The sequence below is a fragment of the Actinomadura sp. genome (genome assembly GCF_044508335.1).
GTDB lineage: Bacteria > Actinomycetota > Actinomycetes > Streptosporangiales > Streptosporangiaceae > Spirillospora.
In genome coordinates, this window is the sequence record NZ_JBIQHY010000018.1 from 1 (window position 1) to 22,327 (window position 22,327).

General features: G+C 72.6%; 21 protein-coding genes. 14 read left to right on the forward strand and 7 right to left on the reverse strand.

The window, feature by feature from the left end; all coding sequences use genetic code 11:
* The first annotated feature begins 87 nt into the window (after positions 1–87).
* The 9 genes from ACIWVC_RS09650 (at position 88) to ACIWVC_RS09690 (ending at position 10,472) form a co-directional block, all read left to right on the forward strand.
* Entirely contained in the window at positions 88–432 is a 345-nt protein-coding gene (locus ACIWVC_RS09650) for a VOC family protein (RefSeq protein WP_396445296.1), read from the forward strand.
* Between the two features lie 167 nt (positions 433–599).
* On the forward strand, positions 600–1,655 hold the full coding sequence (locus tag ACIWVC_RS09655) for a hypothetical protein (protein ID WP_396445295.1): 1,056 nt from the start codon (positions 600–602) through the stop codon (positions 1,653–1,655).
* Positions 1,656–1,794: 139 nt separating this feature from the next.
* Entirely contained in the window at positions 1,795–2,016 is a 222-nt protein-coding gene (locus ACIWVC_RS09660; protein WP_067631925.1) for a hypothetical protein, read from the forward strand.
* A gap of 142 nt (positions 2,017–2,158) precedes the next feature.
* A complete protein-coding gene (gene dapA / locus ACIWVC_RS09665; protein ID WP_396445294.1) occupies positions 2,159–3,097 on the forward strand; it encodes a 4-hydroxy-tetrahydrodipicolinate synthase in 939 nt (312 codons plus the stop codon).
* The gene (locus tag ACIWVC_RS09670) at positions 3,094–4,779 is read left to right on the forward strand and encodes a ribonuclease J (protein ID WP_396445293.1); all 1,686 of its coding nucleotides are present in this window, start codon (positions 3,094–3,096) and stop codon (positions 4,777–4,779) included. The genes dapA and ACIWVC_RS09670 overlap by 4 nt, the downstream gene beginning before the upstream one ends.
* Before the next feature lie 99 nt (positions 4,780–4,878).
* Positions 4,879–7,497, forward strand: a complete 2,619-nt coding sequence (locus ACIWVC_RS09675; protein ID WP_396445292.1) for a DNA translocase FtsK — start codon at positions 4,879–4,881, stop codon at positions 7,495–7,497.
* A 140-nt stretch (positions 7,498–7,637) separates the two neighbouring features.
* Entirely contained in the window at positions 7,638–8,390 is a 753-nt protein-coding gene (locus ACIWVC_RS09680) for a helix-turn-helix domain-containing protein (protein WP_396445291.1), read from the forward strand.
* A gap of 46 nt (positions 8,391–8,436) precedes the next feature.
* A complete protein-coding gene (gene rimO, locus ACIWVC_RS09685) occupies positions 8,437–9,885 on the forward strand; it encodes a 30S ribosomal protein S12 methylthiotransferase RimO (RefSeq protein ID WP_396445290.1) in 1,449 nt (482 codons plus the stop codon).
* A complete protein-coding gene (locus ACIWVC_RS09690; RefSeq protein WP_396445289.1) occupies positions 9,882–10,472 on the forward strand; it encodes a CDP-alcohol phosphatidyltransferase family protein in 591 nt (196 codons plus the stop codon). Before rimO ends, ACIWVC_RS09690 begins: the two co-directional genes overlap by 4 nt.
* A gap of 4 nt (positions 10,473–10,476) precedes the next feature.
* Here the strand turns inward: ACIWVC_RS09690 and ACIWVC_RS09695 are convergent, their stop codons facing one another.
* Positions 10,477–11,262: an MOSC domain-containing protein gene (locus ACIWVC_RS09695; protein WP_396445288.1), complete on the reverse strand. Its 786-nt coding sequence runs from the start codon at positions 11,260–11,262 to the stop codon at positions 10,477–10,479.
* Positions 11,263–11,351: 89 nt separating this feature from the next.
* Here ACIWVC_RS09695 and ACIWVC_RS09700 point away from each other — a divergent pair, with 89 nt between their 5' ends.
* The 4 genes from ACIWVC_RS09700 (at position 11,352) to ACIWVC_RS09715 (ending at position 14,676) form a co-directional block, all read left to right on the forward strand.
* The gene (locus tag ACIWVC_RS09700; RefSeq protein ID WP_396445287.1) at positions 11,352–11,864 is read left to right on the forward strand and encodes a DUF1990 family protein; all 513 of its coding nucleotides are present in this window, start codon (positions 11,352–11,354) and stop codon (positions 11,862–11,864) included.
* 456 nt (positions 11,865–12,320) lie between these two features.
* On the forward strand, positions 12,321–13,616 hold the full coding sequence (locus tag ACIWVC_RS09705) for a CinA family nicotinamide mononucleotide deamidase-related protein (RefSeq protein WP_396445286.1): 1,296 nt from the start codon (positions 12,321–12,323) through the stop codon (positions 13,614–13,616).
* Between the two features lie 111 nt (positions 13,617–13,727).
* Entirely contained in the window at positions 13,728–14,081 is a 354-nt protein-coding gene (locus tag ACIWVC_RS09710; protein ID WP_141577403.1) for a helix-turn-helix domain-containing protein, read from the forward strand.
* Positions 14,082–14,208: 127 nt separating this feature from the next.
* The gene (locus ACIWVC_RS09715) at positions 14,209–14,676 is read left to right on the forward strand and encodes a Dps family protein (protein WP_396445285.1); all 468 of its coding nucleotides are present in this window, start codon (positions 14,209–14,211) and stop codon (positions 14,674–14,676) included.
* A gap of 132 nt (positions 14,677–14,808) precedes the next feature.
* Here the strand turns inward: ACIWVC_RS09715 and ACIWVC_RS09720 are convergent, their stop codons facing one another.
* The 6 genes from ACIWVC_RS09720 to ACIWVC_RS09745 form a co-directional block, all read right to left on the reverse strand.
* A complete protein-coding gene (locus ACIWVC_RS09720) occupies positions 14,809–15,591 on the reverse strand; it encodes a DNA-formamidopyrimidine glycosylase family protein (protein ID WP_396445284.1) in 783 nt (260 codons plus the stop codon).
* Between the two features lie 27 nt (positions 15,592–15,618).
* Positions 15,619–16,083, reverse strand: a complete 465-nt coding sequence (locus ACIWVC_RS09725; protein WP_396445283.1) for an RrF2 family transcriptional regulator — start codon at positions 16,081–16,083, stop codon at positions 15,619–15,621.
* A gap of 107 nt (positions 16,084–16,190) precedes the next feature.
* Positions 16,191–17,669 (reverse strand): glycoside hydrolase family 3 protein, encoded by a 1,479-nt coding sequence (locus ACIWVC_RS09730; RefSeq protein ID WP_396445282.1) that lies wholly within the window; start codon positions 17,667–17,669, stop codon positions 16,191–16,193.
* Positions 17,666–18,508 carry a carbohydrate ABC transporter permease gene (locus ACIWVC_RS09735; protein ID WP_396445281.1) on the reverse strand — a complete coding sequence of 281 codons (843 nt, stop codon included), beginning with the start codon at positions 18,506–18,508 and terminating at the stop codon, positions 17,666–17,668. The genes ACIWVC_RS09730 and ACIWVC_RS09735 overlap by 4 nt, the downstream gene beginning before the upstream one ends.
* Positions 18,505–19,476: a carbohydrate ABC transporter permease gene (locus tag ACIWVC_RS09740; RefSeq protein ID WP_396445280.1), complete on the reverse strand. Its 972-nt coding sequence runs from the start codon at positions 19,474–19,476 to the stop codon at positions 18,505–18,507. Before ACIWVC_RS09740 ends, ACIWVC_RS09735 begins: the two co-directional genes overlap by 4 nt.
* Before the next feature lie 21 nt (positions 19,477–19,497).
* Positions 19,498–20,769, reverse strand: coding sequence for an extracellular solute-binding protein (locus tag ACIWVC_RS09745; RefSeq protein WP_396445279.1), 1,272 nt, complete (start codon positions 20,767–20,769; stop codon positions 19,498–19,500).
* A 253-nt stretch (positions 20,770–21,022) separates the two neighbouring features.
* Between ACIWVC_RS09745 and ACIWVC_RS09750 the strand changes: the two genes are divergently transcribed.
* Positions 21,023–22,246: an ROK family protein gene (locus tag ACIWVC_RS09750; RefSeq protein WP_396445278.1), complete on the forward strand. Its 1,224-nt coding sequence runs from the start codon at positions 21,023–21,025 to the stop codon at positions 22,244–22,246.
* Positions 22,247–22,327: the final 81 nt, after the last annotated feature.

The following is a 22,327-nucleotide window of genomic DNA, read 5'->3' on the forward strand; positions in this document are numbered from 1 at the left end:
CCCGGCGCGGCGCCCGCAGCCCGCCGTGCACTGCGCGCGCGCCGCGGCGCGCACGGCCGGCGCGGTCCGCGCGGCGGGAGGCGCCCGGTGATCCCGAAGGTGGCCAACATCGTCATCGACTGCGCCGACCTGGACGCCATGGCCGCGTTCTGGGGCGAGCTGCTCGGCATGCGCACGACGCGCGCCGACGACGACTGGCTCGACCTCGCGCCGCTCGGCGGGAACGGGCCCGTCCTGTCGTTCCAGCGGGTCCCGGAACGCAAGACGGCCAAGAACCGGCTGCACTTCGACCTGGACGTGCCCGACGTCCGGGCGGCCGGTGAGCGGGCGGCGGGCCTCGGCGCGACGCGGGCGCCCACCCCGCCGGGCGCGTCCTTCCAGGTGTGGCGCGACCCCGAGGGCAACGAGTTCTGCCTGTGCCCCCTCCCGTGACGGGGCTCCGGCGGACCCGCCCCGGGGTCGGTCCTCGACGATCTGGGCGAGCGGCGTCCCCGCGTGTCGACGGCCGGAGCGCGATCACGTCCCGACCATGATCATCCCATGGGGGGTTCCTGGGGTACGTCGTCCGGGACGCCCCGCTCGTCCGGGATCATTGCGTGATGGAGCACAAGGGGCGGGTCGCGAGAATCGCACGCAGGCTGCTGCGCTGGACCGGATGGGCGGCGGCGTACGTGCTCGGCCTCGCCGCCCTCGTCTTCGCGGGGGCGTGGGTCTGGTGGCAGCCCGAGCCGCACGCGCGCGGCACCGAGACCAACGCGCTGTGGGCGCGGCACCAGTGGGTGGGGGAGCCGCACAGCGACGCCGAGTACCGCGCGTTCGGCGACCTGCTCAAGCGGAACCGCATCACCGACGTGTTCTTCCACGCGGGCCCGGTCGAGGCGGACGGGACGGTCCCCGCGTCGAAGTACCGCTATGCGCGGCGGCTCATCGAATCCATGCGCGAGTACGCACCGGGCGTCCGCTCCCAGGCGTACCTGGGGCAGATCCGGATGGTCGACGGCAAGGGGGTCATCGACCTGGACGACCCGGCCGTCCGGGACAGGGTCGTCAGGACCGACGCCGCCTTCCTGGACGCCGGCTTCGACGGCATCCACTACGACTTCGAGCCGATCTACCCCGACGACAGGGCGTTCATGGCGCTCCTGGACCGCACGCGCGAGCTGACCGGGGCGCGGGGCAAGGTGCTGTCGGTGGCGCTGGAGCAGCCGACGCTCATCGACGCCCTGCAGCCCGTCTACAAGGCGCTGATCCCGCGCACCGGGCCGGTCCACTACCCGCCGCGCCCGACGCGGGACTTCCTGCGCGCCGTCGCCGACCGCGCCGACCAGGTCGCGATCATGACCTACGACGTGTCGCTGCCGACCCGCTCCCTGGCCGGCCGGCACTTCGCCCGGCACACCCGCGAGACGCTGGAGCTCATCGGCGACCGGGCGACCGTGTTCATCGGCGTCCCGACCTACCGCCCCCTCATGGAGTGGGCGGAGGACCTGTCCGTCGCGCTGCGCGGCGTCCGGCGCGGGGTCGACCAGCTGGAGCGCCCGCCGAAGCGCCCCTACGGCGTCGGCGTGTACGCGGACTGGACGACCCGGCCGGACGAGTGGGCCCGTTACCGCTCCATCTGGCTGCCCCGGACGACAGAAAGTCCTGCCGGTTGAGAAACCTCCCCGGCCACGTTCCCTTTCCCTTGTCCGCGCAGGTAGAAAGGGTTGGATAGCCCTTCACCTTCGGGGGTATTGCCCCGTGCGGAAGTCAAGACGGAACCACCGGACGGCAAAGGAAGTGGGGACGAGGCCGATGGGCGTTCAGCAGACCGCGCGACGCGACGCCGACCGGATCGGCGAGCTGTCAGCCGAGTTCGCCGGCTGGCGGATCGGACGGGGCGGATCCGGCCTCTGGTGGGCCGTCCGCGGCAACGATCTCGTGCGCACCCCCGACGTCGAGGAGCTGCGCGTCCGGCTGCATGAGATGACCGCTGGGTCACGTTATCCGATCGAGTCCGGGAAGTGGCCGGACTGACCCCGTAACGCGGCTTTTGCGTGCCACGATGTGGTGATGGAAGCCGCCGCCACGCGTACCCCCGAGCGCGTGGCGGCGGCTTCTCCTTTTATGTACGACCTGCGGGTCCAAGGAGAACGGCCGGAACGGTACCGTTCGTTGCATGGCACCCAGCACAACGACTGACGCCCCGTTTGGACGGATGCTGACCGCCATGGTCACCCCGTTCCTCCCCGACGGCGGCGTCGACTACGACGGCGCCGCGCGCCTCGCGACCCACCTGGTCGACGAGCGGCGCCACGACGGCCTCGTCGTCAACGGGACGACGGGCGAGTCGCCGACGACGAGCGACGACGAGAAGAGCAAGCTTCTGCGCGCGGTCATCGAGGCGGTCGGCGACCGCGCCGTGATCGTCGCCGGTGCCGGCACCAACCACACCGAGCACACCCTGCAGCTCGCGCGGCAGGCCGAGGCCGCCGGCGCGCACGGGCTGCTCGTGGTCACCCCCTACTACAACAAGCCCCCGCAGGAGGGCCTCGTCCGCCACTTCACCGCCGTGGCCGACGCGACGGGGCTGCCCTGCATGCTGTACGACATCCCGGGGCGCGCCGGGGTGCCGATCGAGAACGACACGCTCGTCCAGCTCGCCGAGCATCCGCGGATCATCGCCGTCAAGGACGCCAAGGGCGACCTGTTCGGCGCGTCCCGCGTGATGGCGCAGACCGACCTGGTCTGGTACTCCGGCGACGACAACCTCAACCTGCCCTGGCTCTCGGTCGGCGCGGCGGGGTTCGTCAGCGTGGTCGGGCATGTCGTCGGCGTCGAACTCCATGAGATGATCGACGCATACCGCGCCGGTGACCACGGCCGGGCGCTGGAGATCCACCGCCGGCTGCTGCCCGTGGTCACCGCCATCATGACCCGTACGCAGGGCGCCATCGCCGTCAAGGCAGCGCTGAACCTGCTCGGCCTCCCCGGAGGCGGCCCGCTCCGCGCGCCGCTGGTGGAGGCCACGCCGGAGTTCGCGGCGCGCCTGCGAGAAGACCTCACGATAGGGGGAGTCAAAGTGCCGGAGGTCGCCATCCCGGAGGTCACCCGGTGAGTCATCCTCACCCGGAGCTCTCGGACCCGCCCGCGCCGCCCGAGGGCGGCCTGCGCATCGTCGCGCTCGGCGGGCTCGGGGAGATCGGCCGCAACATGACGGTGTTCGAGTACGGCGGACGCCTGCTCGTCGTCGACTGCGGCGTGCTGTTCCCCGAGACCGAGCAGCCCGGTGTCGATCTGATACTGCCCGACTTCGAGTACATCAGGGACCGCCTCGACGACGTCGAGGCCGTCATCCTCACGCACGGCCACGAGGACCACATCGGCGCCGTCCCCTACCTGCTGCGCGAGCGCCGCGACATCCCCCTCGTCGGCTCGAGGCTGACGCTCGCGCTGCTGGAGGCCAAGCTCACCGAGCACCGCATCAAGCCGGTGACGGAGGTGGTCGCGGAGGGCGGGCGGCGGAACTTCGGCCCGTTCGACTGCGAGTTCCTCGCCGTCAACCACTCCATCCCCGACGCGCTGGCCGTCGCCGTCCGCACGCCCGCCGGGCTCGTCCTGCACACCGGCGACTTCAAGATGGACCAGCTGCCGCTGGACGGCCGGCTCACCGACCTGCCGGGCTTCGCCCGGCTCGGCGCCGAGGGCATCGACCTGCTGATGGCCGACTCGACCAACGCCGAGGTGCCCGGGTTCGTCACCAGCGAGCGCAACATCGGGCCGGTCGTGGACGAGGTGTTCCGCACCGCGCAGGAGCGGCTCATCGTCGCCTGCTTCGCCTCGCACATCCACCGCGTCCAACAGGTCCTGGACGCCGCCGTCGCCAACGGCCGCAAGGTCTGCTTCATCGGCCGGTCCATGGTCCGCAACATGGGCGTCGCGCGGGAGCTGGGCTACCTGGACGTGCCCGACGGCATCATGGTGGAGCAGAAGGATCTGGACGACATTCCCGGCGACCGGCTGGTGCTGGTGTGCACCGGGTCGCAGGGCGAGCCGATGTCGGCGCTGTCGCGGATGGCGAACCGCGACCACTCGATCCGCATCACCGAGGGCGACACCGTGCTGCTGGCGTCCTCGCTGATCCCCGGCAACGAGAACGCGGTCAACCGCGTGATCAACGGCCTCACCCGCTGGGGCGCCCGCATCGTGCACAAGGGCAACGCGCTCGTGCACGTGTCCGGGCACGCCTCGGCCGGCGAGCTGCTGTACGTGCTGAACGTGACCAAGCCGGCCAACTTCATCCCCATCCACGGGGAGTGGCGGCACCTGCGCGCGCACGCCAAGCTCGCCGCGCTCACCGGCGTCCCCGAGGAGGGGATCGTCATCGCCGAGGACGGCGTCGTCGTCGACCTCGTGGACGGCCGCGCCAAGATCGCCGGTGCCGTCCCCGCCGGGTACGTGTACGTGGACGGGCTCTCGGTCGGCGAGGTCACCGAGACCTCGCTGAAGGACCGGCGCATCCTCGGCGAGGAGGGGTTCGTCTCCATCGTCGTCGGCATCGACTCGACGTCCGGCAAGGTCGTCGCCGGGCCGGAGGTGCACGCCCGCGGCGCCGGCATCCTCAACGAGGACTTCGACGAGGTCATCGCGCGGATCGAGGACGCGCTGCGGGACGCCGCCGGCGACGGCGTGAACGACCTGCACCAGATGAGCCAGCTGATCCGGCGCACCGTCGGCAAGTGGGTGAGCGACAACTACCGGCGCCGCCCGATGATCGTCCCGGTGGTCGTGGAGGTCTGAGGCCGGGTCCGGACGGCCGCGGGCCCCGCGGCCGTCCGTTCTCCAACACGCCTTGCGTCATCCCCGGAACCCCCGAGGTCCTTGGTTACTCTCATAACCATGGCCACACGTGCGTCCGGGGGTGCGAGAACCTCTTCGCGTGCGGGGGGCACGGCGGCCCGCAAGTCCGCAGGTTCGTCCCCCCGGAAGCGACCGAGCGGCGGCGCCTCCAAGGGCCGCGGCTCGGGTCGGGGGCGGCCCCCGCAGAAGCCCGACCCGATCTCCCAGGCCGTCCTCGGGTTCTTCAAGCTCCTGTTCAGGCTGTACCTGCTCGCGGCCGTCGCGGTCGGGTCGGTCTTCCGCGCCTACGGGCACGGCGCCCGCAACCTCGACCCCGAGCACCGGCGCGACGGGCTCGGGCTGGCGCTGCTCGGCTCCTCGATCGTGCTGGCCTCCGTCACCTGGTTCCGGCCGGACGGCGTCGTCACGATCGCGCTGGAGAAGGTCGCGCGCGGCGGCCTCGGCATCATGGCGATGGCGCTGCCCGTGCTGCTGGCGCTGCTGGCGTGGCGGACGCTGCGCCACCCCGAGGACCACGAGGACACCGGCCGCATCGTCATCGGCATGACCGCGCTCGGCGTCGGCGTGCTCGGCATCCTGCACATCGCCGCCGGCGTCCCGTCCCCGGCGAGGGACATGGCGGGCGTCCGCGAGTCCGGCGGCGTCGTCGGCTGGCTGGTGTCGGCCCCGCTGGAGGCGGCGCTCAGCGGGTGGGTGGCCGTCCCGCTGCTGCTGCTCCTGTCCGGGTTCGGGCTGCTGGTCGTCACCGCGACGCCGATCGCGAAGGTGCCCGAGCGGGTCGCCGACCTGTGGGCGATGGCGACGCTGCAGGGCCGCCCGGAGCGCGCGCCCGCCGGCGGGCGGGAGGGCGAGGACGCGCCGAAGAGGCGGCGGCGCAGGAAGCGCGCCGAGGACGGCGGCGACGAGCTGGAGGTCGGCGAGCACTCCCGGCCGTACGACTCGCCGCTGCTGGAGGACGCGCCGAAGAAGGCCGAGCCGCCGCGCCGCGACCTCGCCGACGAGCTGTTCGAGCCCGATCCGTTCGGCGCCGAGGTCCCGCCGCCGGCCCCGCCCGCCGACGACGAGCCCCCCGGCCCGCCCGGGGACGAGCGCGCGGCGGGCGAGTCCGCGTCCGGGGTGCCGCACGACGTGCCCGACCCGACGCCCGCGCCGCGCCGCTCCGAGCAGCTGCCGCTGTCGTCGTCCGGCGAGATCTACGTGCTGCCCGACCCGTCGATGCTGCGTCCCGGCAGCGTGTCCAAGCCGCGGACGAAGGCCAACGACACGGTCGTGAACGCGCTCACCGGCGTGCTGGAGCAGTTCGACATCGACGCGCAGGTCACCGGGTTCACCCGCGGCCCGACGATCACCCGGTACGAGATCGAGCTGGGCCCGGCGGTGAAGGTCGAGAAGGTCACCGCGCTCACCAAGAACATCGCCTACGCGGTGAAGAGCGCCGACGTGCGGATCATCTCCCCGATCCCCGGCAAGTCGGCGATCGGGGTGGAGATCCCCAACACCGACAAGGACATCGTCAGCCTCGGCGACGTGCTGCGCTCCCCGGCCGCGACCAACGAGCACCACCCGATGATCGTCGGGCTCGGCAAGGACGTCGAGGGCCGCACGGTCGTGGCGAACCTGGCGAAGATGCCGCACATCCTCATCGCGGGCGCCACCGGCGCGGGCAAGTCGACGTGCATCAACGGGCTCATCACCTCGATCCTGATGCGCGCCTCGCCGGACGAGGTGCGGATGGTCCTGGTCGACCCCAAGCGGGTCGAGCTGACGATGTACCAGGGCATCCCGCACCTGATCACGCCGATCATCACGAACCCGAAGAAGGCCGCCGAGGCCCTCGAATGGGTCGTCGGCGAGATGGACCGCCGCTACGACGACCTGGCCGCGTCCGGGTACCGCCACATCGACGACTTCAACAAGGCGGTGAAGGCGAACAAGCTCAAGCCGCCGCCCGGCAGCGAGCGCGTCTACACCCCGTACCCGTACATGCTCGTCATCGTCGACGAGCTGGCCGACCTGATGATGGTCGCGCCCCGCGACGTGGAGGACTCGGTCGTCCGCATCACCCAGCTCGCCCGCGCCGCCGGCATCCACCTCGTCCTGGCGACGCAGCGGCCCTCGGTGGACGTCGTCACCGGGCTCATCAAGGCCAACGTGCCGTCCCGGCTGGCGTTCGCGACCTCCTCGCTGTCCGACAGCCGCGTCATCCTCGACCAGCCGGGCGCGGAGAAGCTGGTCGGGCAGGGCGACGCGCTGTTCCTGCCGATGGGCGCGAGCAAGCCGATGCGCATCCAGAACGCCTACGTGTCGGAGAAGGAGATCCACGGGGTCGTCGACCACTGCAAGCAGCAGATGGAGGCGGAGTACCGCGAGGACGTCGGCGAGTCGAACAAGCCGAAGAAGGAGATCGACGAGGAGATCGGCGACGACATGGACCTGCTCGTCCAGGCCATCGAGCTGGTCGTGTCGACGCAGTTCGGGTCGACGTCGATGCTGCAGCGCAAGCTCCGCGTCGGGTTCGCCAAGGCCGGGCGGCTGATGGACCTGATGGAGAGCCGCGACATCGTCGGGCCGAGCGAGGGGTCCAAGGCGCGGGACGTGCTGGCCAAGCCGGACGATCTTCCCCGGGTGCTCGCGGAACTGCGCGGCGAGGGCGGCTGAGCGACCCCGGCCAGGGCATTACGGAATGATGCGAAATCTTGCCCTGTTTCGAACGTGTCGGCTGTCGCCCAGCGGGCATTCCCGTTCCTAGACTGGTGTCCCTGAAGATCGGCCACGAGTGCCCCCAAAGGAGGCCCGAGGTGAGCATCGGTGAGACCTTGGCGGAGGAGCGCGAGCGAGCCGGTCTCTCGGTGACACAGGTCAGTCTCCAGACGCGGATACGGGAAACCGTCATCCGCGGCATGGAGGCCGACGATTTCTCGCTCTGCGGTGGCAACTTCTACGCCCGCGGTCATATCCGCAGCATCTGCCGGGTCATCGGCATCGACCCGGAGCCGCTCGTCGCCGAGTTCGACGCCGCGCACGGCGGCGCCCCGCAGCCCGTCTCGGCGGTGTCGGCGTTCGAGCCGGAGCAGCCCGTCGCGTTCCGGGAGCGCAAGGCGCCGAACTGGAGCGCCGCGATGGCCTTCGCGCTCGCCCTCGTCGTCATCTACGGCGTCGTCCAGGTGGTCGGGCACGACGGCGGCGGCGAGCAGCGCACCGCGCAGCAGGTCGCCGGGACGCCCGCGCCGCCCTCCCCGTCGCCGTCCGCGTCCGCGCCGAAGACCGGCGCGCCCATCGCGGAGGCCCCGCGCACGAAGGTCGAGGTGCGGCTGGAGGCCAAGCGCACCACGTGGCTGAACGTCATCGGCGACAAGGGCAGGACGCTGTTCATCGGCACCCTGCACAAGGGCGATGAGAAGGAGTTCACCGCCAAGAAGAAGGTCAAGCTCGTGATCGGCGTCGGCGGCAGCGTCGACCTGACCGTGAACGGCAAGGACATCGGCTCGCCCGGCAAGGGCGAGGGCGTGCAGCGGCTGAGCTTCGACAAGAACGACCCCGAGCCCGCGTAGGGGCCGCCGGTACGTCCCGGCGCCGGGGCCCATTACCTTTAGGGGCATGTCCACTCGCCGCAAGGTCTCGCTCATCACGCTCGGCTGCGCACGCAACGAGGTCGACTCCGAAGAACTCGCCGCGCGCATCGAGAACGCCGGCTGGGACCTGGCCGACGGCGCCGACGGCGCGGACGTCGTGGTCGTCAACACCTGCGGGTTCATCGAGGCCGCGAAGAAGGACTCCATCGACACGCTGCTCGCCGCGCACGACTCGGGCGCCAAGGTGGTGGCGGCCGGCTGCATGGCCGAGCGGTACGGCAGGGAGCTGGCCGAGGCGCTGCCGGAGGCCGACGCGGTGCTCGGCTTCGACGACTACGAGGGCATCGCCGAGCGGCTCGACGACGTGATGGCGGGCCGCAGGCGGGAGGCGCACACCCCCCGCGACCGCCGCACCCTGCTGCCGATCAGCCCGGTGGACCGGCCGGCGTCGCACGTGGCGGTCCCCGGGCACGGCGCCCCGGCCGACCTGCCGGACGGGGTGGCGCCCGCGTCCGGCCCCCGGGTGCTGCGGCGGCGGCTCGGCGGCGGCCCGGTCGCGCCGCTGAAGCTGGCGTCCGGCTGCGACCGGCGCTGCACGTTCTGCGCGATCCCCGCGTTCCGCGGCGCGTACGTCTCGCGCCCGCCGGCGGAGGTGCTGGAGGAGGCGCGCTGGCTCGCCGGGCACGGCGTCCGCGAGGTGGTCCTCGTCAGCGAGAACTCGACGTCCTACGGCAAGGACCTCGGCGACCTGCGCGCGCTGGAGAGGCTGCTGCCCCGCCTGGCCGCCGTGGACGGCATCGAGCGCGTCCGGGTGAGCTACCTGCAGCCCGCCGAGACCCGGCCCGGCCTCATCGAGGCGATCTGCGGCACGCCCGGCGTCGCCCCCTACTTCGACCTGTCGTTCCAGCACGCGTCCGGCCCGGTGCTGCGCTCGATGCGGCGGTTCGGCGACCGGGAGCGGTTCCTCGGGCTGCTCGACCAGATCCGCGAGCTCGCCCCCGAGGCGGGCGTGCGGTCCAACTTCATCGTCGGCTTCCCCGGCGAGACCGAGGACGACTTCGAGGAGCTGGCGGAGTTCCTGTCCGCCGCGCGGCTGGACGCGATCGGCGTGTTCGGCTACTCCGACGAGGACGGCACGGAGGCCGCCGGCCTGGACGGCAAGCTCGACCCGGCCGAGGTCGCCCGCCGCGTCGACGAGCTGTCCGGGCTCGCCGAGGAGCTGACGGCGCAGCGGGCCGAGGACCGGATCGGCTCGGCCGTCCGCGTCCTGCTGGAGGACAAGGCCCTGCCGGAGGACGGGCGGGGCGGCTTCGAGGGGCGCGCCGAGCACCAGGCGCCGGAGGTGGACGGGACGGTCCTCGTCCGCGGCGAGGGCCTGGCGCTGGGCGAGATCGTCGAGGCGCGCGTCACCGGGAGCGACGGCGTGGACCTGGTCGCGGAACCGATCGCGGGCCCGATCGCGGGCACCGCATGATCGCGGACGCCACGGGGCCGGTCGCCGGCGCCCCGGAGCCGCCCCCCGCGGGGGTGTGGAACATCGCCAACGCCCTGACGATGATCCGGATCGTGCTGGTCCCGGTCTTCGTGTGGCTGCTGTTCCTGGACGGCACCGGCTGGCGGCTCGCCGCGTTCGCGGTGTTCGCGGCCGCCTCCATCACCGACAAGATCGACGGGGACATCGCGCGGGCCCGCGGCATCGTCACCGACTTCGGCAAGATCGCCGACCCGATCGCCGACAAGGCGCTCACCGGCGCCGCGCTGGTCAGCCTGTCGCTGATGGGGGAGCTGTGGTGGTGGGTGACCGCCGCGATCATGGTCCGCGAGATCGGCATCACCGTGCTGCGCTTCGTGGTGATCCGGTACGGGGTGATCCCGGCGAGCAAGGGCGGGAAGCTGAAGACGATGCTGCAGGTCGTCGCCATCGGCTTCTACATCCTGCCCGGCCCGCTCGACTACGTCCGGTGGGTCACCATGGGCGCCGCCCTCGTCGTCACCGTCGTCACCGGCGCGGACTACCTCGTCCGCGCGTGGCGGCTGCGCCGCGCGCCCCGCGCGTCCTGACCGCCTAGGACGCGGCCAGTTCGTCGCCGACGCGCAGGACGCCCGTCGCGCGGGGGACGCCGAGGCGGCCGAACATGATCCCGCGGGCGCCGCCGAACCGGGCGAGGCGGTAGCGGGCGAGCGCGCGGAGCGTTCCGGGGGAGCGCCGGGCGGTCTCCTGGTCGGTGTTGACGATCATGCAGCGGTCCGCCGGCCGGATCAGCTCGATCTCGGCGGCGGCGCCGCGCAGCCGGGTGGCGGCGTCCTCCCCGTAGGGGCCGAGGCCGCGCAGGACGATGTTGGGCCGGAACCGGGACATCGGCAGCGGTTCCCCGACCCGCCGGTTGAGGTCGTCGAGCGACTCGGCGGACAGCACCGAGACCGGGTAGCCGTCGGCGAACGCGAGCGTCCCGCCGCCGAGCGGGGTGGGCCGCGTGCCGGTGAACCGGACGAGGCGGCAGGGGGCGCCGAGCGCGGTCGAGAACCAGCGGGCCGCGTCGTCGCCCTGGTCGACTCCCCGGCAGGGGCGCTTGTGGACGGTGACGTCGAGCGCCGGGCCGTCCGCCGCCTCGCACACCAGCGGCGCGCCCGCCAGCGGGCTGGAGACGGTGAGCTTCACGCCGTCGAAGACGGGCTGGAGCAGGGCCATCTCGGGGATCTCCCGCTGCGACAGGTGCCGCCCGTCCGGGCGGACGAGCATGAACTCGCGGTCGTGCCGCAGCCCGGTGGGCGTCAGCTCGGCCTCGGCGAGCGCGACGCCGCCCGCGCTCTTGACGGGGAAGACGTTGAGTCCGGCCACGATGGCGGTCATGTGCGGGACGCTACGCGGCCCCCGCCCGCGCGGGCCAGGGGAAGCGGCGATACTTGACGGCGATTCGTCAGCTTGGGGGTAAAAGGCCGGTGACGGCACTGGACTTCACGTACGCCGAGGTCGGCGCGACGCGTGACGCGGAGCGCCCGGCCGGGTACCGGCATCTGCGCGAGCGCACGCCGGTCGGGAGCGGCCCGGAGGTCTTCCGGAACGCGGCCGACGCGCTCATGGAGTTCTGGATGCACCGGGCGCTGCCGCTCCGGGTGGACGCCTCGGCTCCGCGCGCGGCCCCCGGCGTCACCGTCGTGCTCGGGCTCGGGCTCGGCCCGCTGCGGCTGCGCGCGCCCTGCCGGATCGTGTGGACCCGCGAGGAGGACCGCTGCGCCGGGTGGGCGTACGGGACAGTGCCGGGGCATCCGGAGTCGGGCGAGGAGTCGTTCGTCGTGCACCGGGACGAGGAGGACGACGTGTGGCTGACCGTCACGGCGTTCAGCCGCCCGGCGGCGGCCGCGGTGCGGCTGGCGGGCCCGCTCGGGCCGGCGTTCCAGCGCCGCTACGCCCGCCGCTGCGGCGCCGTGCTGCGCCGGCTGGCGCGCCCCTGAGCGAGTGCCGCCCCCGGCGCGGGGGGCTGCGGACGGGCCGTGGCGCCCGCGGGCGGCCGCGAGGCCACGCCCACCCCGGTCGTGGTCCCGCGGCCCCGGTTCGCGGGCGCCACGCGATTCGATTATCCCCGCCCGCGTCCGTGCGGACGAATCGATCAAATGAGTTTTGACTCACAATGTGACCTGGGCTTCTCGGCATTGTTGGACCGCAGGTCGATGCCGCGCGGCGACGATGCGCGTCCACTCGGGCGTCTTCTCCGCGCGGCGTGGCGGAAGCGGTCCCGTCCCGGCGGACAAAGCGCGGCCGCCTCTTTCCCGCGGCGACGGAAAAGGTGATGGGCCGTTGGACCGGTTCGAACACCCGCGCGGCGCTTCCGTCCTCATTCGGCCGATTTTCATGGTGAACCGGGGGCGCGCCGGGGCCGTCGCGGGCGGGCGCCGGTAGATTCGGACGCCATGCGAATCGAACTGCTCACGGTCGGGGACGAGCTGCTCCTCGGCGACACGGTCAACGGCAACGCGGCCTGGCTCGGCCGGCGCCTCGCCGACCACGGCGTGGACGTCACCCGCAGCGTCGTGGTGGGCGATGAGCCGGACGTGATCGCGGCGGCCGTGACGTCGGCGCTCGAGCGGGCCGACGCGGTGATCACCACCGGCGGGCTGGGGCCCACCTACGACGACCTCACCCGGGACGCGCTCGCCGCGGCGGCGGGCGTCCCGCTCGTCCGCGACCCCGGCCTGGAGCGGCGGCTGCGCGAGCGGGTCGCCCGCGCCGGCCGCGAGCTGCAGCCGATGGCGCTGCGCATGGCCGACGTGCCGAAGGGCGCGCGGGTGCTGGCGAACTCCGCGGGCTCAGCGCCCGGCCTGCGCGTCGAGCTGCCCGGCGGGGTCGTGTACGCGCTGCCCGGCGTCCCGTTCGAGATGCGCACGATCATGGACGAGGCGGTGCTGCCGGAGCTGGTCCGCGTCGCCGGGCTGCCCGCGGTCGCGCGCCGGACGCTGCGCACCGCGCGGATGTGGGAGTCGGCCGTGGCGGCGCGGCTCGCCGAGGTCGAGGCGATGGACGGCGTGAAGCTCGCCTACCTGCCCGACCCCGCCGAGGTGAAGATCCGGATCACCGTGACCGGGCCGGACGCCGCCGGGCGGCTGGAGGGCGTGGAGGCGCGCGTCCGGAGGCTGCTGGGCTCGGCCGTCTACGGGGCCGAGGACGAGACGCTGGACCGGGTCGTCCACCGGCTGCTCGCCGCCCGCGGGGAGACGGTCGCGGCGGCGGAGTCGGTGACCGGCGGGCTCATCGGCGCCGAGCTGACCGCGATGCCCGGCTCGTCCGCCACCTACGCGGGCGGCCTGGTGACGTACGCGACGGAGGCGAAGGAGCGGCTGCTCGGCGTCCCGGCCGACCTGCTCGCCGAGCACGGCGCCGTCCACCCGGACGTGGCCGCCGCGATGGCCGCGGGCGTGCGCGACGCGGTCGGCGCGACCTACGGGCTCGCCGTCACCGGCGTCGCCGGCCCCGACACGCAGGACGGCCGCCCCGTGGGAACGGTCTATATCGGCGTGGCCGGTCCCGGTAACTCGCGCACTGTGGCCAGCCCGAAACTCCCCGTGTCGGGCACCGGACCGGAGATCCGCGCGGTGATCCGGCGGATGACCGTCGTGCACGCCCTTGAGCTGCTGAGACGCGTCCTGCTGGGGCTTGACGCCGAGGGTGAGAGCGAGGAGGCTCAGGCAGATCGGGAAGACCGGGACTGATTACAGCGTTACGTTCCGAGCGAACACGAAATCAACGGTCTGCCATGGTCACCGTCAAGGCGGGTACGGTGGAACCGGCAGATGGTCCGAACTGAGGGAGGGAGCGAGACGATGGTCCTGCTTCGCCAGCTGCTCGGTGACGTACTGCGGCAGCTGCGGCTGCGCCAGGGACGCACCCTCCGTGAGGTGTCCGCGGCGGCGCGGGTGTCACTCGGCTATCTCTCCGAGGTCGAGCGGGGACAGAAGGAGGCATCCTCGGAGCTGCTGTCCTCGATCTGCAAAGCCCTGGGCGTTCCGCTGTCGCACGTGCTGAGGGAAGTCGCGGATCAGCTCGCCCTCGCCGAGCTGCAGCACGAGCCCGTCATGGCGGGCGCGCCGGAGCACGAGCGCATTTCCGCCGAGAGCATTCCGGAGACGCCGGAGGAGATCACCGGGGAGTTCCGCGCCGACATGGTCGCGGCCTGACCCGCTCCCCTGCGTTCATGCCTGATCAGAGGCCGCGGGTGTGCGCGGCCTCACGCATGAGCGCGACATTTCTGGGGATCTTTCCGTGTTGTACGGGACAAGGTAACGACGCGGAAGGAACCCGACAATGGCGACGGTCAAGAGCCCGCTTCCCGACGATGCGGTGAAGGTGGTCGGACAGGCCCTGCAGGGCGCACTCATCGACCTCATCGATCTCGCCCTGGTGGCCAAACAGGCGCACTGGAACCTGACCGGACGCAATTTCAAGGTCGTGCACGAGCACCTGGACGAGGTGGTCGCCCTCGCCCGCACCGGCCAGGACGACGTGGCCGAGCGCGCGGTCGCGATCGGCGTGAACCCCGACGGCCGTGCCCGCACGGTCGCCGATCGCACCGAGCTGCCGCAGCTGGAGGCCGGCTACCTGGACGACGACAAGGTCGTCGCCGCGATCACCGACATCCTGGCCCAGATGATCGCGCGTTTCCGGGAGCGCATCGCCGCGACCGACGAGCCTGACCAGGTCACCCAGGACCTGCTGATCGGCATCACCGCCGAGCTGGAGAAGCAGCACTGGATGTTCCAGGCCCAGACCTGACCCGCCACCGGGCCCGCGCCGCGCCGCCACGATCCCGGCGCGAACCGGACCCGGGTGCGTTGGCCCCGGCCCCCGCCGATCCGTTCGGCGGGGGCCGGGGCCTTTCCGCGTCCGCCCGCTGCTCCCGCAGGGCTACCGCGGGGCCGGCTGGCAGCGGGGGCACCAGAACGTGACGCGCCCGCCGGTCTGCTCGGCCCGCTCGATCCGCGTCCCGCAGCGCCGGCAGGGCCGCCCGGCCCGCCCGTACACCCAGTGCTCCCGCCCGCGCCCCCGGTCGCCGGTGGTGATGTGGCCGTGCCGGTCCTTGTTGGCGTCCAGGAGCCGGTGAGACAGCTCCACGAGGGCCGGCAGGCCGGGGACGTCCCCGACCCGCGCCCACGGGTTCACGCCCCGCAGGAACAGGACCTCGGCCTTGTAGACGTTGCCGATCCCGGCGAGCCGGGTCTGGTCGAGCAGGGCCTCGCCGATGGGCCGCGCGGGCTGCTCGCCCAGCCGCGCGACGGCCTCGGCGGCGGTCCCGGGGCCCCAGGACGGGTCGAGCAGGTCGGGCCCGAGGTGGCCGACCGCCCGGTCCTCCTCGGCGGTGCGCAGCAGCTCGACCAGGCCGAGCGAGTAGCCGACCGCCTGCCACTCCGCGTTCGCCAGCACGAGGCGGACCCTGTGGTCGCGCGGGGCGGGGCCCGCCCGGCGGATCTGCCAGCGCCCCTCCATCAGCAGGTGCGTGTGGACGGTGAGCCCGTCCTCGACCCGGGTGAGCAGGTGCTTGCCGCGCGGGACGGTGTCCAGGACGGTCCGCCCGCGCAGGTCGGCGGTGGCGTACCGGGGGACGCGGAAGTCCGAGCGCGCGAGCACCCGCCCGGTGAGCGCCTCGCGCAGCCGCCGGGCCGTCAGCCAGACGACGTCCCCTTCCGGCATGGGCCGTGCCTCCTCCGCGGGCGGGGCTCAGATCAGGGAGGGGCTCTCCCAGGCGGCCGGGTCCTCGGTGAGCTTCTGGACGGCGGGGGGCAGTTCCCCGGACGCGATGTGCGCGAGCGTGACCTGCTCCAGGATCGAGCGTTCGCTGGCGCGCAGCGCGATCCACACCTCCTGCAGGGACCGCGCCGGCCCCTCGTACCCGACGTGCTCGGGGCGCTCGCCCCGGACGCCGAGCAGCGGCCCGTCGATGGCGCGGATGATGTCGGCGAGGGAGATCCGCTCCGCGGGCCGCGCCAGCCAGTAGCCGCCCTCGGGGCCCCGCTGGCTCCGGACGAGGCCGGAGCGGCGCAGCTGGCCGAGGATGTTCTCGAGGAATTTGGGCGGGATCTGCTGCGCCTCGGCGAGCTGCACCGCGGTCACCGGGTGACTCCCGGCGACCGCCAGCTCCGCGGCGGCGCGCAACGCGTAATCGACCCGGGCGGACAATCGCATGAACGTATTATCCCTGGCCGATGGGACCAGTCGGGCATCCGGCGCCGCGGGCGGCGTGACGCGCCCGCCGGAACCGGGCTCTGTCCTCCGGCGGGCGCGCCACGGGTCTAGCCGGCCGAGCCCGGCGCGCCGGTCAGCCCGAGGAGCTCGGCGGCGGCCTGGGCGTTGGCGGCGGCGGCGCCGTAGGTGGCCAGGTAGACGGCCGATCCGGGGCGCCAGACGGGCAGGCCCATCTCCACCACGACGGTGTCGGGGCGGGCGGTGAGCAGGGCCGTGGTGAGGGCGCGCTGGGCCGCGTGCCGGTGCGCGTCGCGCAGGACGACGATCAGCCCGCGCCCCTCGGCGCGCGCGAGGACGCGCTCGGCCGCCCCGTCCGAGCCGTCGGCCCGCACGGCGTCGGGCGCCCACGGGTGCAGCCCCCACGGGGTCGGTCCGACGGCGATGTTGCCGGTCGACTCGGTCTCGACGACCAGGGGCGGCCCGGTCCAGCCTGGGAGCGCTCCCGTGACGCGCACGGCGCGGCGCGCGGCCTCCATCCCGGCGGCGCGGTCCACCGCGGCGGCGCCCTGCCCGGCGAGCCACTCCTTGAGCCGCGCCGTGCGCTCCGCGGCGTCCAGCAGCCGGCCCATGGACAGCCGCCCGGTGCGGACGGCCGCGTCGATCGCGCCGAGGGTCGCCTCGACGGTCTCCGCGTGCTCGCGCGGGCCGAGGCACAGCAGGTCGGCGCCCGCGGCGAGGGCCCGCACGGACGCCTCCGGGATGCCGATCGCGCCGCTCGCGCCCTCCATGTCGAGCGCGTCGGTGACGATCACGCCCGAGTAGCCGAGCCGCTCGCGCAGCAGCCCGGTGATCGCGGCGTGCGACAGGGTCGCCGGCGCGCCCCCGGTGATCGCCGGCAGGTTCAGGTGGCCGGTCATCACCGCGCGGGTGCCGGCGGCGATCGCCGCCCGGAACGGGACCAGCTCGCGGCGGTCCAGCAGCTCCAGGTCGGCGTCCACGAGCGGGATCGACAGGTGCGAGTCGTCCACCGTGGCGCCGTGGCCGGGGAAGTGCTTCGCGCAGGCGGCGACGCCCGCCTCCTGCGTCCCGGTGACGGACGCGGCGGCGTGCCGGGCGACCAGCTCGGGGTCGGAGCCGAACGAGCGGGTGCCGATCACCGGGTTGTCGTCGGCGGTGTTGACGTCCACCGACGGCGCGAAGTTGAAGTTGACGCCGACCTCGGCCAGCTCCGCGCCCATGGAGCGGTAGATGCGCCGGGTCAGCTCCGGGTCGTCCACGGCGCCGAGCGCCGCGTTGCCCGGGTAGGGGCTGCCGGTGGCGTGGCCGCCGAGCCGGGTGACGTCGCCGCCCTCCTCGTCGATCGTGATGAACGGGTCGCCCGCCTTGCGCAGCTGCGCGGTGAGCGCGGCGAGCGACTCGGGGCTCGGCACGTTGCCGGTGAGGGCGAAGAGCGTGACGCCGCCGAGGCCGGCCTCCAGCTCGTCCAGCAGCCAGCGCGGCGCGGTCGCCCCGGGGAAGGACGGGAGCAGCGTGCCGCGGGCCAGCCGGGCGATCTCCGCCGTGGTCGCGATGTCGTCGGTCGTCACCCCTTCACCGCCCCGGCGGTGAGGCCGGACACCATGCGGCGCTGGACGAGCAGGAAGAAGGCGATGACGGGAATGGTGAGCAGCGTGGACGCTGCCATGATGGGCCCCCAGGCGTTGCCGCTGCGGCCGAAGAAGAACTGCAGCATGATCGGCAAGGTGTACTTGTTCTGGTCTTCCAGGAACGTGTAGGCGAAGATGAACTCGTTCCAGGCGGTGATGAAGGAGAAGATGCTGGTCGCCACGAGTCCGGGCGCGACCAGCGGGAGCAGGACGGTGAAGAACGTCCGGACCGGGCCGGCGCCGTCGATCGCGGCGGCCTCCTCCAGCTCGCGCGGCACCGCGGCGACGAACCCGCGCAGCATCCAGATCGCGAACGGCACCGCGAACCCGATGTAGACGAGCGAGAGGCCCGCCAGGCTGTTCAGCAGGTCGAGCCGCTTCAGGTCGAGGAACAGCGGGATGACGAGCGCCTCCAGCGGCACCATCTGCACCACCAGCAGCATCACCAGGAAGGTGGTGCGGAACCGGAAGCGGAACCGGGCGACGGCGGTCGCGGCCATCAGCGCGAGCAGGCCGGACGCGAGCACGGTGACGACGGCGAGGATCGCGCTGTTGGCGAAGTACTCCCAGAAGGAGACCTCGGCGATGCCGCCGTTCAGCACCAGGTCGAAGTGCTTGAGCGTCGGGTGGGCGGGGAGCGGTTTCGGCGTCGTGCTGAAGATCTCGTTGTTCGGCTTGAACGCGGTGGACGCCATCCAGAAGACGGGGAAGACCGCGATCGCGAAGACGAGCAGGCCCGTCCCGTTCAGCAGGATCTTGCGCGGCAGCGAGGTCCTCATCGCGTCTCCCCCTGGCGGACCATGACCCGCACGTACAGGGCGGTGACGATGAGCAGGATGAACGTGAGCACGAGCGCGATCGCCGAGCCCATGCCGAGCTTCGGATTGAGCGACCCGAACGCCTCGGAGTAGGCGTACAGCGACAGGTTGAACGCGTCGCGGTTGGCCAGCCCGGACATGATGAACAGCTGCGTGAAGACCTTGAAGTCCCAGATGATCGACATGACCAGCAGCACCATGAAGATCGGCTTGAGCGTCGGGTAGGTGATGCTCCAGAACGTCCGCCACGGGCCGGAGCCGTCCACCCGGGCCGCCTCGTACAGCTCGCCGGGGACGCTCTTCAGCCCGGCCAGGACGGACACGGCGATGAACGGGCACGCCTGCCACACCACGCACACGGTCAGCACGGTGTAGGTCGACAGCGGGGTGGCGAACCAGTTGTAGTCGAGCCAGCCGCCGCCGACGAGGGCGTCGGGCAGCAGGTCGAGGAACCAGTTCACGAGGCCGCCGGTGGTGCCGAACAGCCAGCTGAAGATGATCGCCGCGGTGACCGGCGGGGTCGCCCAGGCGACCATCACGCCGCCGGCGACGAAGCCCGACATCTTCCTGCCGAGCTTGTTGAGCAGCAGCCCCACCAGCGTCCCGATGACCAGGGTCAGGGTCACCGCGACGACGGCGAACAGCACGGTGTGCTCGAAGGTCTGCCAGAAGAACGGGTCGTTGAGGATCTTGTCGAAGTTCTCGGCGCCCACCTGCTCGGCCGGCTCGCCGCGCAGCTGGCGGTTGCCGACCTTCTGGAACGACATGATCCCGATCTGGATCATCGGCCAGAACATCAGGACGGCGATCACGAGCACGGTCGGTGCGATCAGCAGGTAGGGCCCGAAACGGGGCCGGCGGCCGGGGCGCGCCCGGCCGGAGGTCCTCCGGCCGGGCGCTCTCCGCACCGCGGGAGCGGTGTCGAGCATGGACGTTCCGATCAGCCGGTACTACGGGTTCAGCAGGGTGTTGGCCTGCTCGTTCGCCTTCTTCATCTGCTCATCGGCGTTCTTGCCCTGCATGATCGCCTTGACCGTGTTCGGCAGCACCTTCTTGGCCTGCTCGAACTCGGCCCAGCCGGGGCCGATCGGGGGGAACTTGGTGTTGGTGGCGATCTGGGTGAAGATCTCCAGCTTCGGGTCGGTGAACTTCACGTCCGAGCGCATGGACGAGAAGCCGCTGTAGTCGGCCCACCCCTTGGCGTTCTTGGCGTTGTTCAGGACCGTGATGTAGTCGAAGGCCGCCGCCTTGGCCTTGCTGTCCTTCCAGACGGCGAGGTCGGAGCCGCCCGCCATGACCGGGGCGTTGCCGCCGGTCTTGCTCGGGATCGGGAAGACGCCCCACTTGTCGGCGTTCTTGGCGGAGACCTTCTTCATCTCCTTCAGGGCCCAGCTGCCGTCGATGTACATGCCGAGCTTGCCGAGGGCGAAGTCGCGCTGCGGGCCTTCCAGCTCGTTCTTGCCGATGTACTTCTCGGGCGCGACCTTCTCGGTGCTGACCAGGCCGGCGTAGTACTTGACGGCCTCGATCGCCTGCGGCTGGTCGAGCTGGCCCTTCCAGCCGCCGTTGCCGTCCTCGACGGCCACGGCGCCGTTGTTGCCCCAGATGAAGCTGAGCAGGGCGTTGGTCTGGTCGCTCGGGATGCCGATGCCGGGCACCTTCTTGGCGTCCTGCACCTTCTTCGCCGCGGCGGTCAGCTCCGCCCAGGTCTTCGGCTGCTGGATGCCGAGCTCCTGGAACCAGTCGGTGCGGTACCAGATGCCGCGGACGCCGCCGTACCACGGCACCGCGTAGATCTTGCCGTCGCTGGTGTCGTTGCCGAGCGCGGTCTTGTTGAGGGTCTTGCCGTCCGCCCAGCCGTTGAACTCGTCGGTGATGTCGGCCAGGCTGCCCTGCTCGATGTGGGACTGGACGTCGGTGTTGCCGAGCTCGGTGACGTCCGGGCCCTCGCCGCCGGCGGCCGCCTTCTGGAACGTGGTGGCGACTTGCGGCCACGGCACGTACTTGATCTGGACGTCGGTGCTCGGGTGCTTCTGCTTGAACTCCGTCTCGACGGAGTCGAGGAACTTGGTCTGCTCGGGCGTCCCGTCGCCCATCATCCAGACCTTGAGCTGCGCCGGGTCCTTGCCGGCGTCGGCCGCGTCGTCCTTCTTCTCGCCGCCGCAGGCCGTGGCGGCCAGGGCGATCGCGGCCGCCGCGGCCGCAACCTTGATGTACTTCACTGGGGGATCCTTTCCGGCATCGCCTCGCGCGGCCTTGTGGCCCGCTTACCGGGGATACGGCTCCGACCCTTTAAGGTCCTGGCCATGTCCCTCTCGCTTCCGCATCGCTCGCGGGCACCCTGCTCGCCGGTCCGCGCTCTGCGCGCGCCCCCGGCCCGGGGTACCGGACCGGTCGGCGCTTGGGCGTAAACTAACAAGAAACTTTCCTAAACAAAACTGCTCGTTAGCGGATTGAGACATCGAGGGGGCCGGCATGGCCAGACGCCCGGGAACGCCGAGGCTGCTGCGTGAGCTCAACGACCGCGCGGCGCTGGACCTGCTCGTCGAGCAGGGCCCGCTGACCCGCGCGCAGATCGGCGAGCACACCGGGCTATCGAAGGTAACCGCCTCGCAGCTGTTGTCGAGACTGGAGGACCGCGGCCTCGTCTCGGTCGTCGGCGAGCAGGCCGGGGGGCGGGGGCCCAACGCCGCCCTGTACGCGGTCGTCCCGTCCAGCGCCTACGTCGCCGGGCTCGAAGTGGGGCCGGACGGGATCACCGCCGGCGTCGCCGACATCACCGGGCGCATCGCCGCCCAGGTCACCGTGGACCCGAACGGCGCCGACGAGCCGGTGAAGGCGGTGCACAACGCCGTGGTCAAGGCGTGCCGCTCCGCCAAGGTCGCCGTGTCGCGGCTGAGCGCCTTCGTCATCGGGACGCCCGGCGTCGTCGACCCGCGCTCGGGCGACGTCCAGTTCGCCTTCGACCTGCCGTCCTGGCACGAGGGCGTCCTCGCCGCGCTGCGCACCGACCTGCGCCGGCCGGTGACCATCGAGAACGACGTCAACCTCGCCGCCATCGCCGAGCGGGCCTACGGCTCCGCGCGGGGCGCCGACGACTTCGCGCTCATGTGGTTCGACCGCGGCATGGGCCTGTCGGTCATGCTGGGCGGCCGGCTGCACCGCGGCCGGTGGGGCGGCGCCGGGGAGATCGGCTACCTGCCGGTGCCGGGCGCGCCGCTGCCGTTCGGCGCCGCCCGCCGCGGCCCGATGGACGAGGGCGTCACCGAGTCCACGACCTGGAACAAGCCGACCCTGGCCGGCGGGTACGGGGCGCTGGTCGGCGCGGACGCGGTCCGGGCCCTGGCCCACGAGCACGGCATCGCCGAGGCGACCGCGTTCGACTGCGTCAGCGCGGCCGCCGCCGACGAGGACCGCGGCGGCGCGTTCCTGGACGAGCTCGCCACCCGCATCTCCTACGGCGTGACCTCGGTCAACATCGTCCTGGACCCGGGGCTCGTGGTCCTGTCGGGCAGCCTCGGCCGGGCCGGCGGCGCGCCCCTCGCCACGCGCATAGAGCGGATCGTCGGACGGATCAGCCCGACCAGGCCGACCGTGGCCGTGACCGAGGTGGAGGGCAACCCCGTGCTCCGCGGCGCCCTGTACGCCGCGCTGCAGCAGGCCCGCGACGACGTCTTCTCGGCGGGCGGCGCGTCCTAGCCGGGGTGCCCCGGGCCGGCGTCCGTGAAGATCGCGGCAAGGGAAGAGCCCCCGGCCGGGCGGCGGGGGCTCTTCCCTTGC

Bases quoted from the DNA above. Each gene is read 5' to 3' on its own strand.
- ACIWVC_RS09655 (WP_396445295.1), top strand. From the start codon at position 600: ATGGAGCACAAGGGGCGGGTCGCGAGAATCGCACGCAGGCTGCTGCGC.
- ACIWVC_RS09660 (WP_067631925.1), top strand. From the start codon at position 1,795: ATGGGCGTTCAGCAGACCGCGCGACGCGACGCCGACCGGATCGGCGAG.
- dapA (WP_396445294.1), top strand. From the start codon at position 2,159: ATGGCACCCAGCACAACGACTGACGCCCCGTTTGGACGGATGCTGACC.
- ACIWVC_RS09675 (WP_396445292.1), top strand. From the start codon at position 4,879: ATGGCCACACGTGCGTCCGGGGGTGCGAGAACCTCTTCGCGTGCGGGG.
- rimO (WP_396445290.1), top strand. From the start codon at position 8,437: ATGTCCACTCGCCGCAAGGTCTCGCTCATCACGCTCGGCTGCGCACGC.
- ACIWVC_RS09690 (WP_396445289.1), top strand. From the start codon at position 9,882: ATGATCGCGGACGCCACGGGGCCGGTCGCCGGCGCCCCGGAGCCGCCC.
- ACIWVC_RS09695 (WP_396445288.1), bottom strand. From the start codon at position 11,262: ATGACCGCCATCGTGGCCGGACTCAACGTCTTCCCCGTCAAGAGCGCG.
- ACIWVC_RS09705 (WP_396445286.1), top strand. From the start codon at position 12,321: ATGCGAATCGAACTGCTCACGGTCGGGGACGAGCTGCTCCTCGGCGAC.
- ACIWVC_RS09710 (WP_141577403.1), top strand. From the start codon at position 13,728: ATGGTCCTGCTTCGCCAGCTGCTCGGTGACGTACTGCGGCAGCTGCGG.
- ACIWVC_RS09715 (WP_396445285.1), top strand. From the start codon at position 14,209: ATGGCGACGGTCAAGAGCCCGCTTCCCGACGATGCGGTGAAGGTGGTC.
- ACIWVC_RS09720 (WP_396445284.1), bottom strand. From the start codon at position 15,591: ATGCCGGAAGGGGACGTCGTCTGGCTGACGGCCCGGCGGCTGCGCGAG.
- ACIWVC_RS09725 (WP_396445283.1), bottom strand. From the start codon at position 16,083: ATGCGATTGTCCGCCCGGGTCGATTACGCGTTGCGCGCCGCCGCGGAG.
- ACIWVC_RS09735 (WP_396445281.1), bottom strand. From the start codon at position 18,508: ATGAGGACCTCGCTGCCGCGCAAGATCCTGCTGAACGGGACGGGCCTG.
- ACIWVC_RS09740 (WP_396445280.1), bottom strand. From the start codon at position 19,476: ATGCTCGACACCGCTCCCGCGGTGCGGAGAGCGCCCGGCCGGAGGACC.
- ACIWVC_RS09750 (WP_396445278.1), top strand. From the start codon at position 21,023: ATGGCCAGACGCCCGGGAACGCCGAGGCTGCTGCGTGAGCTCAACGAC.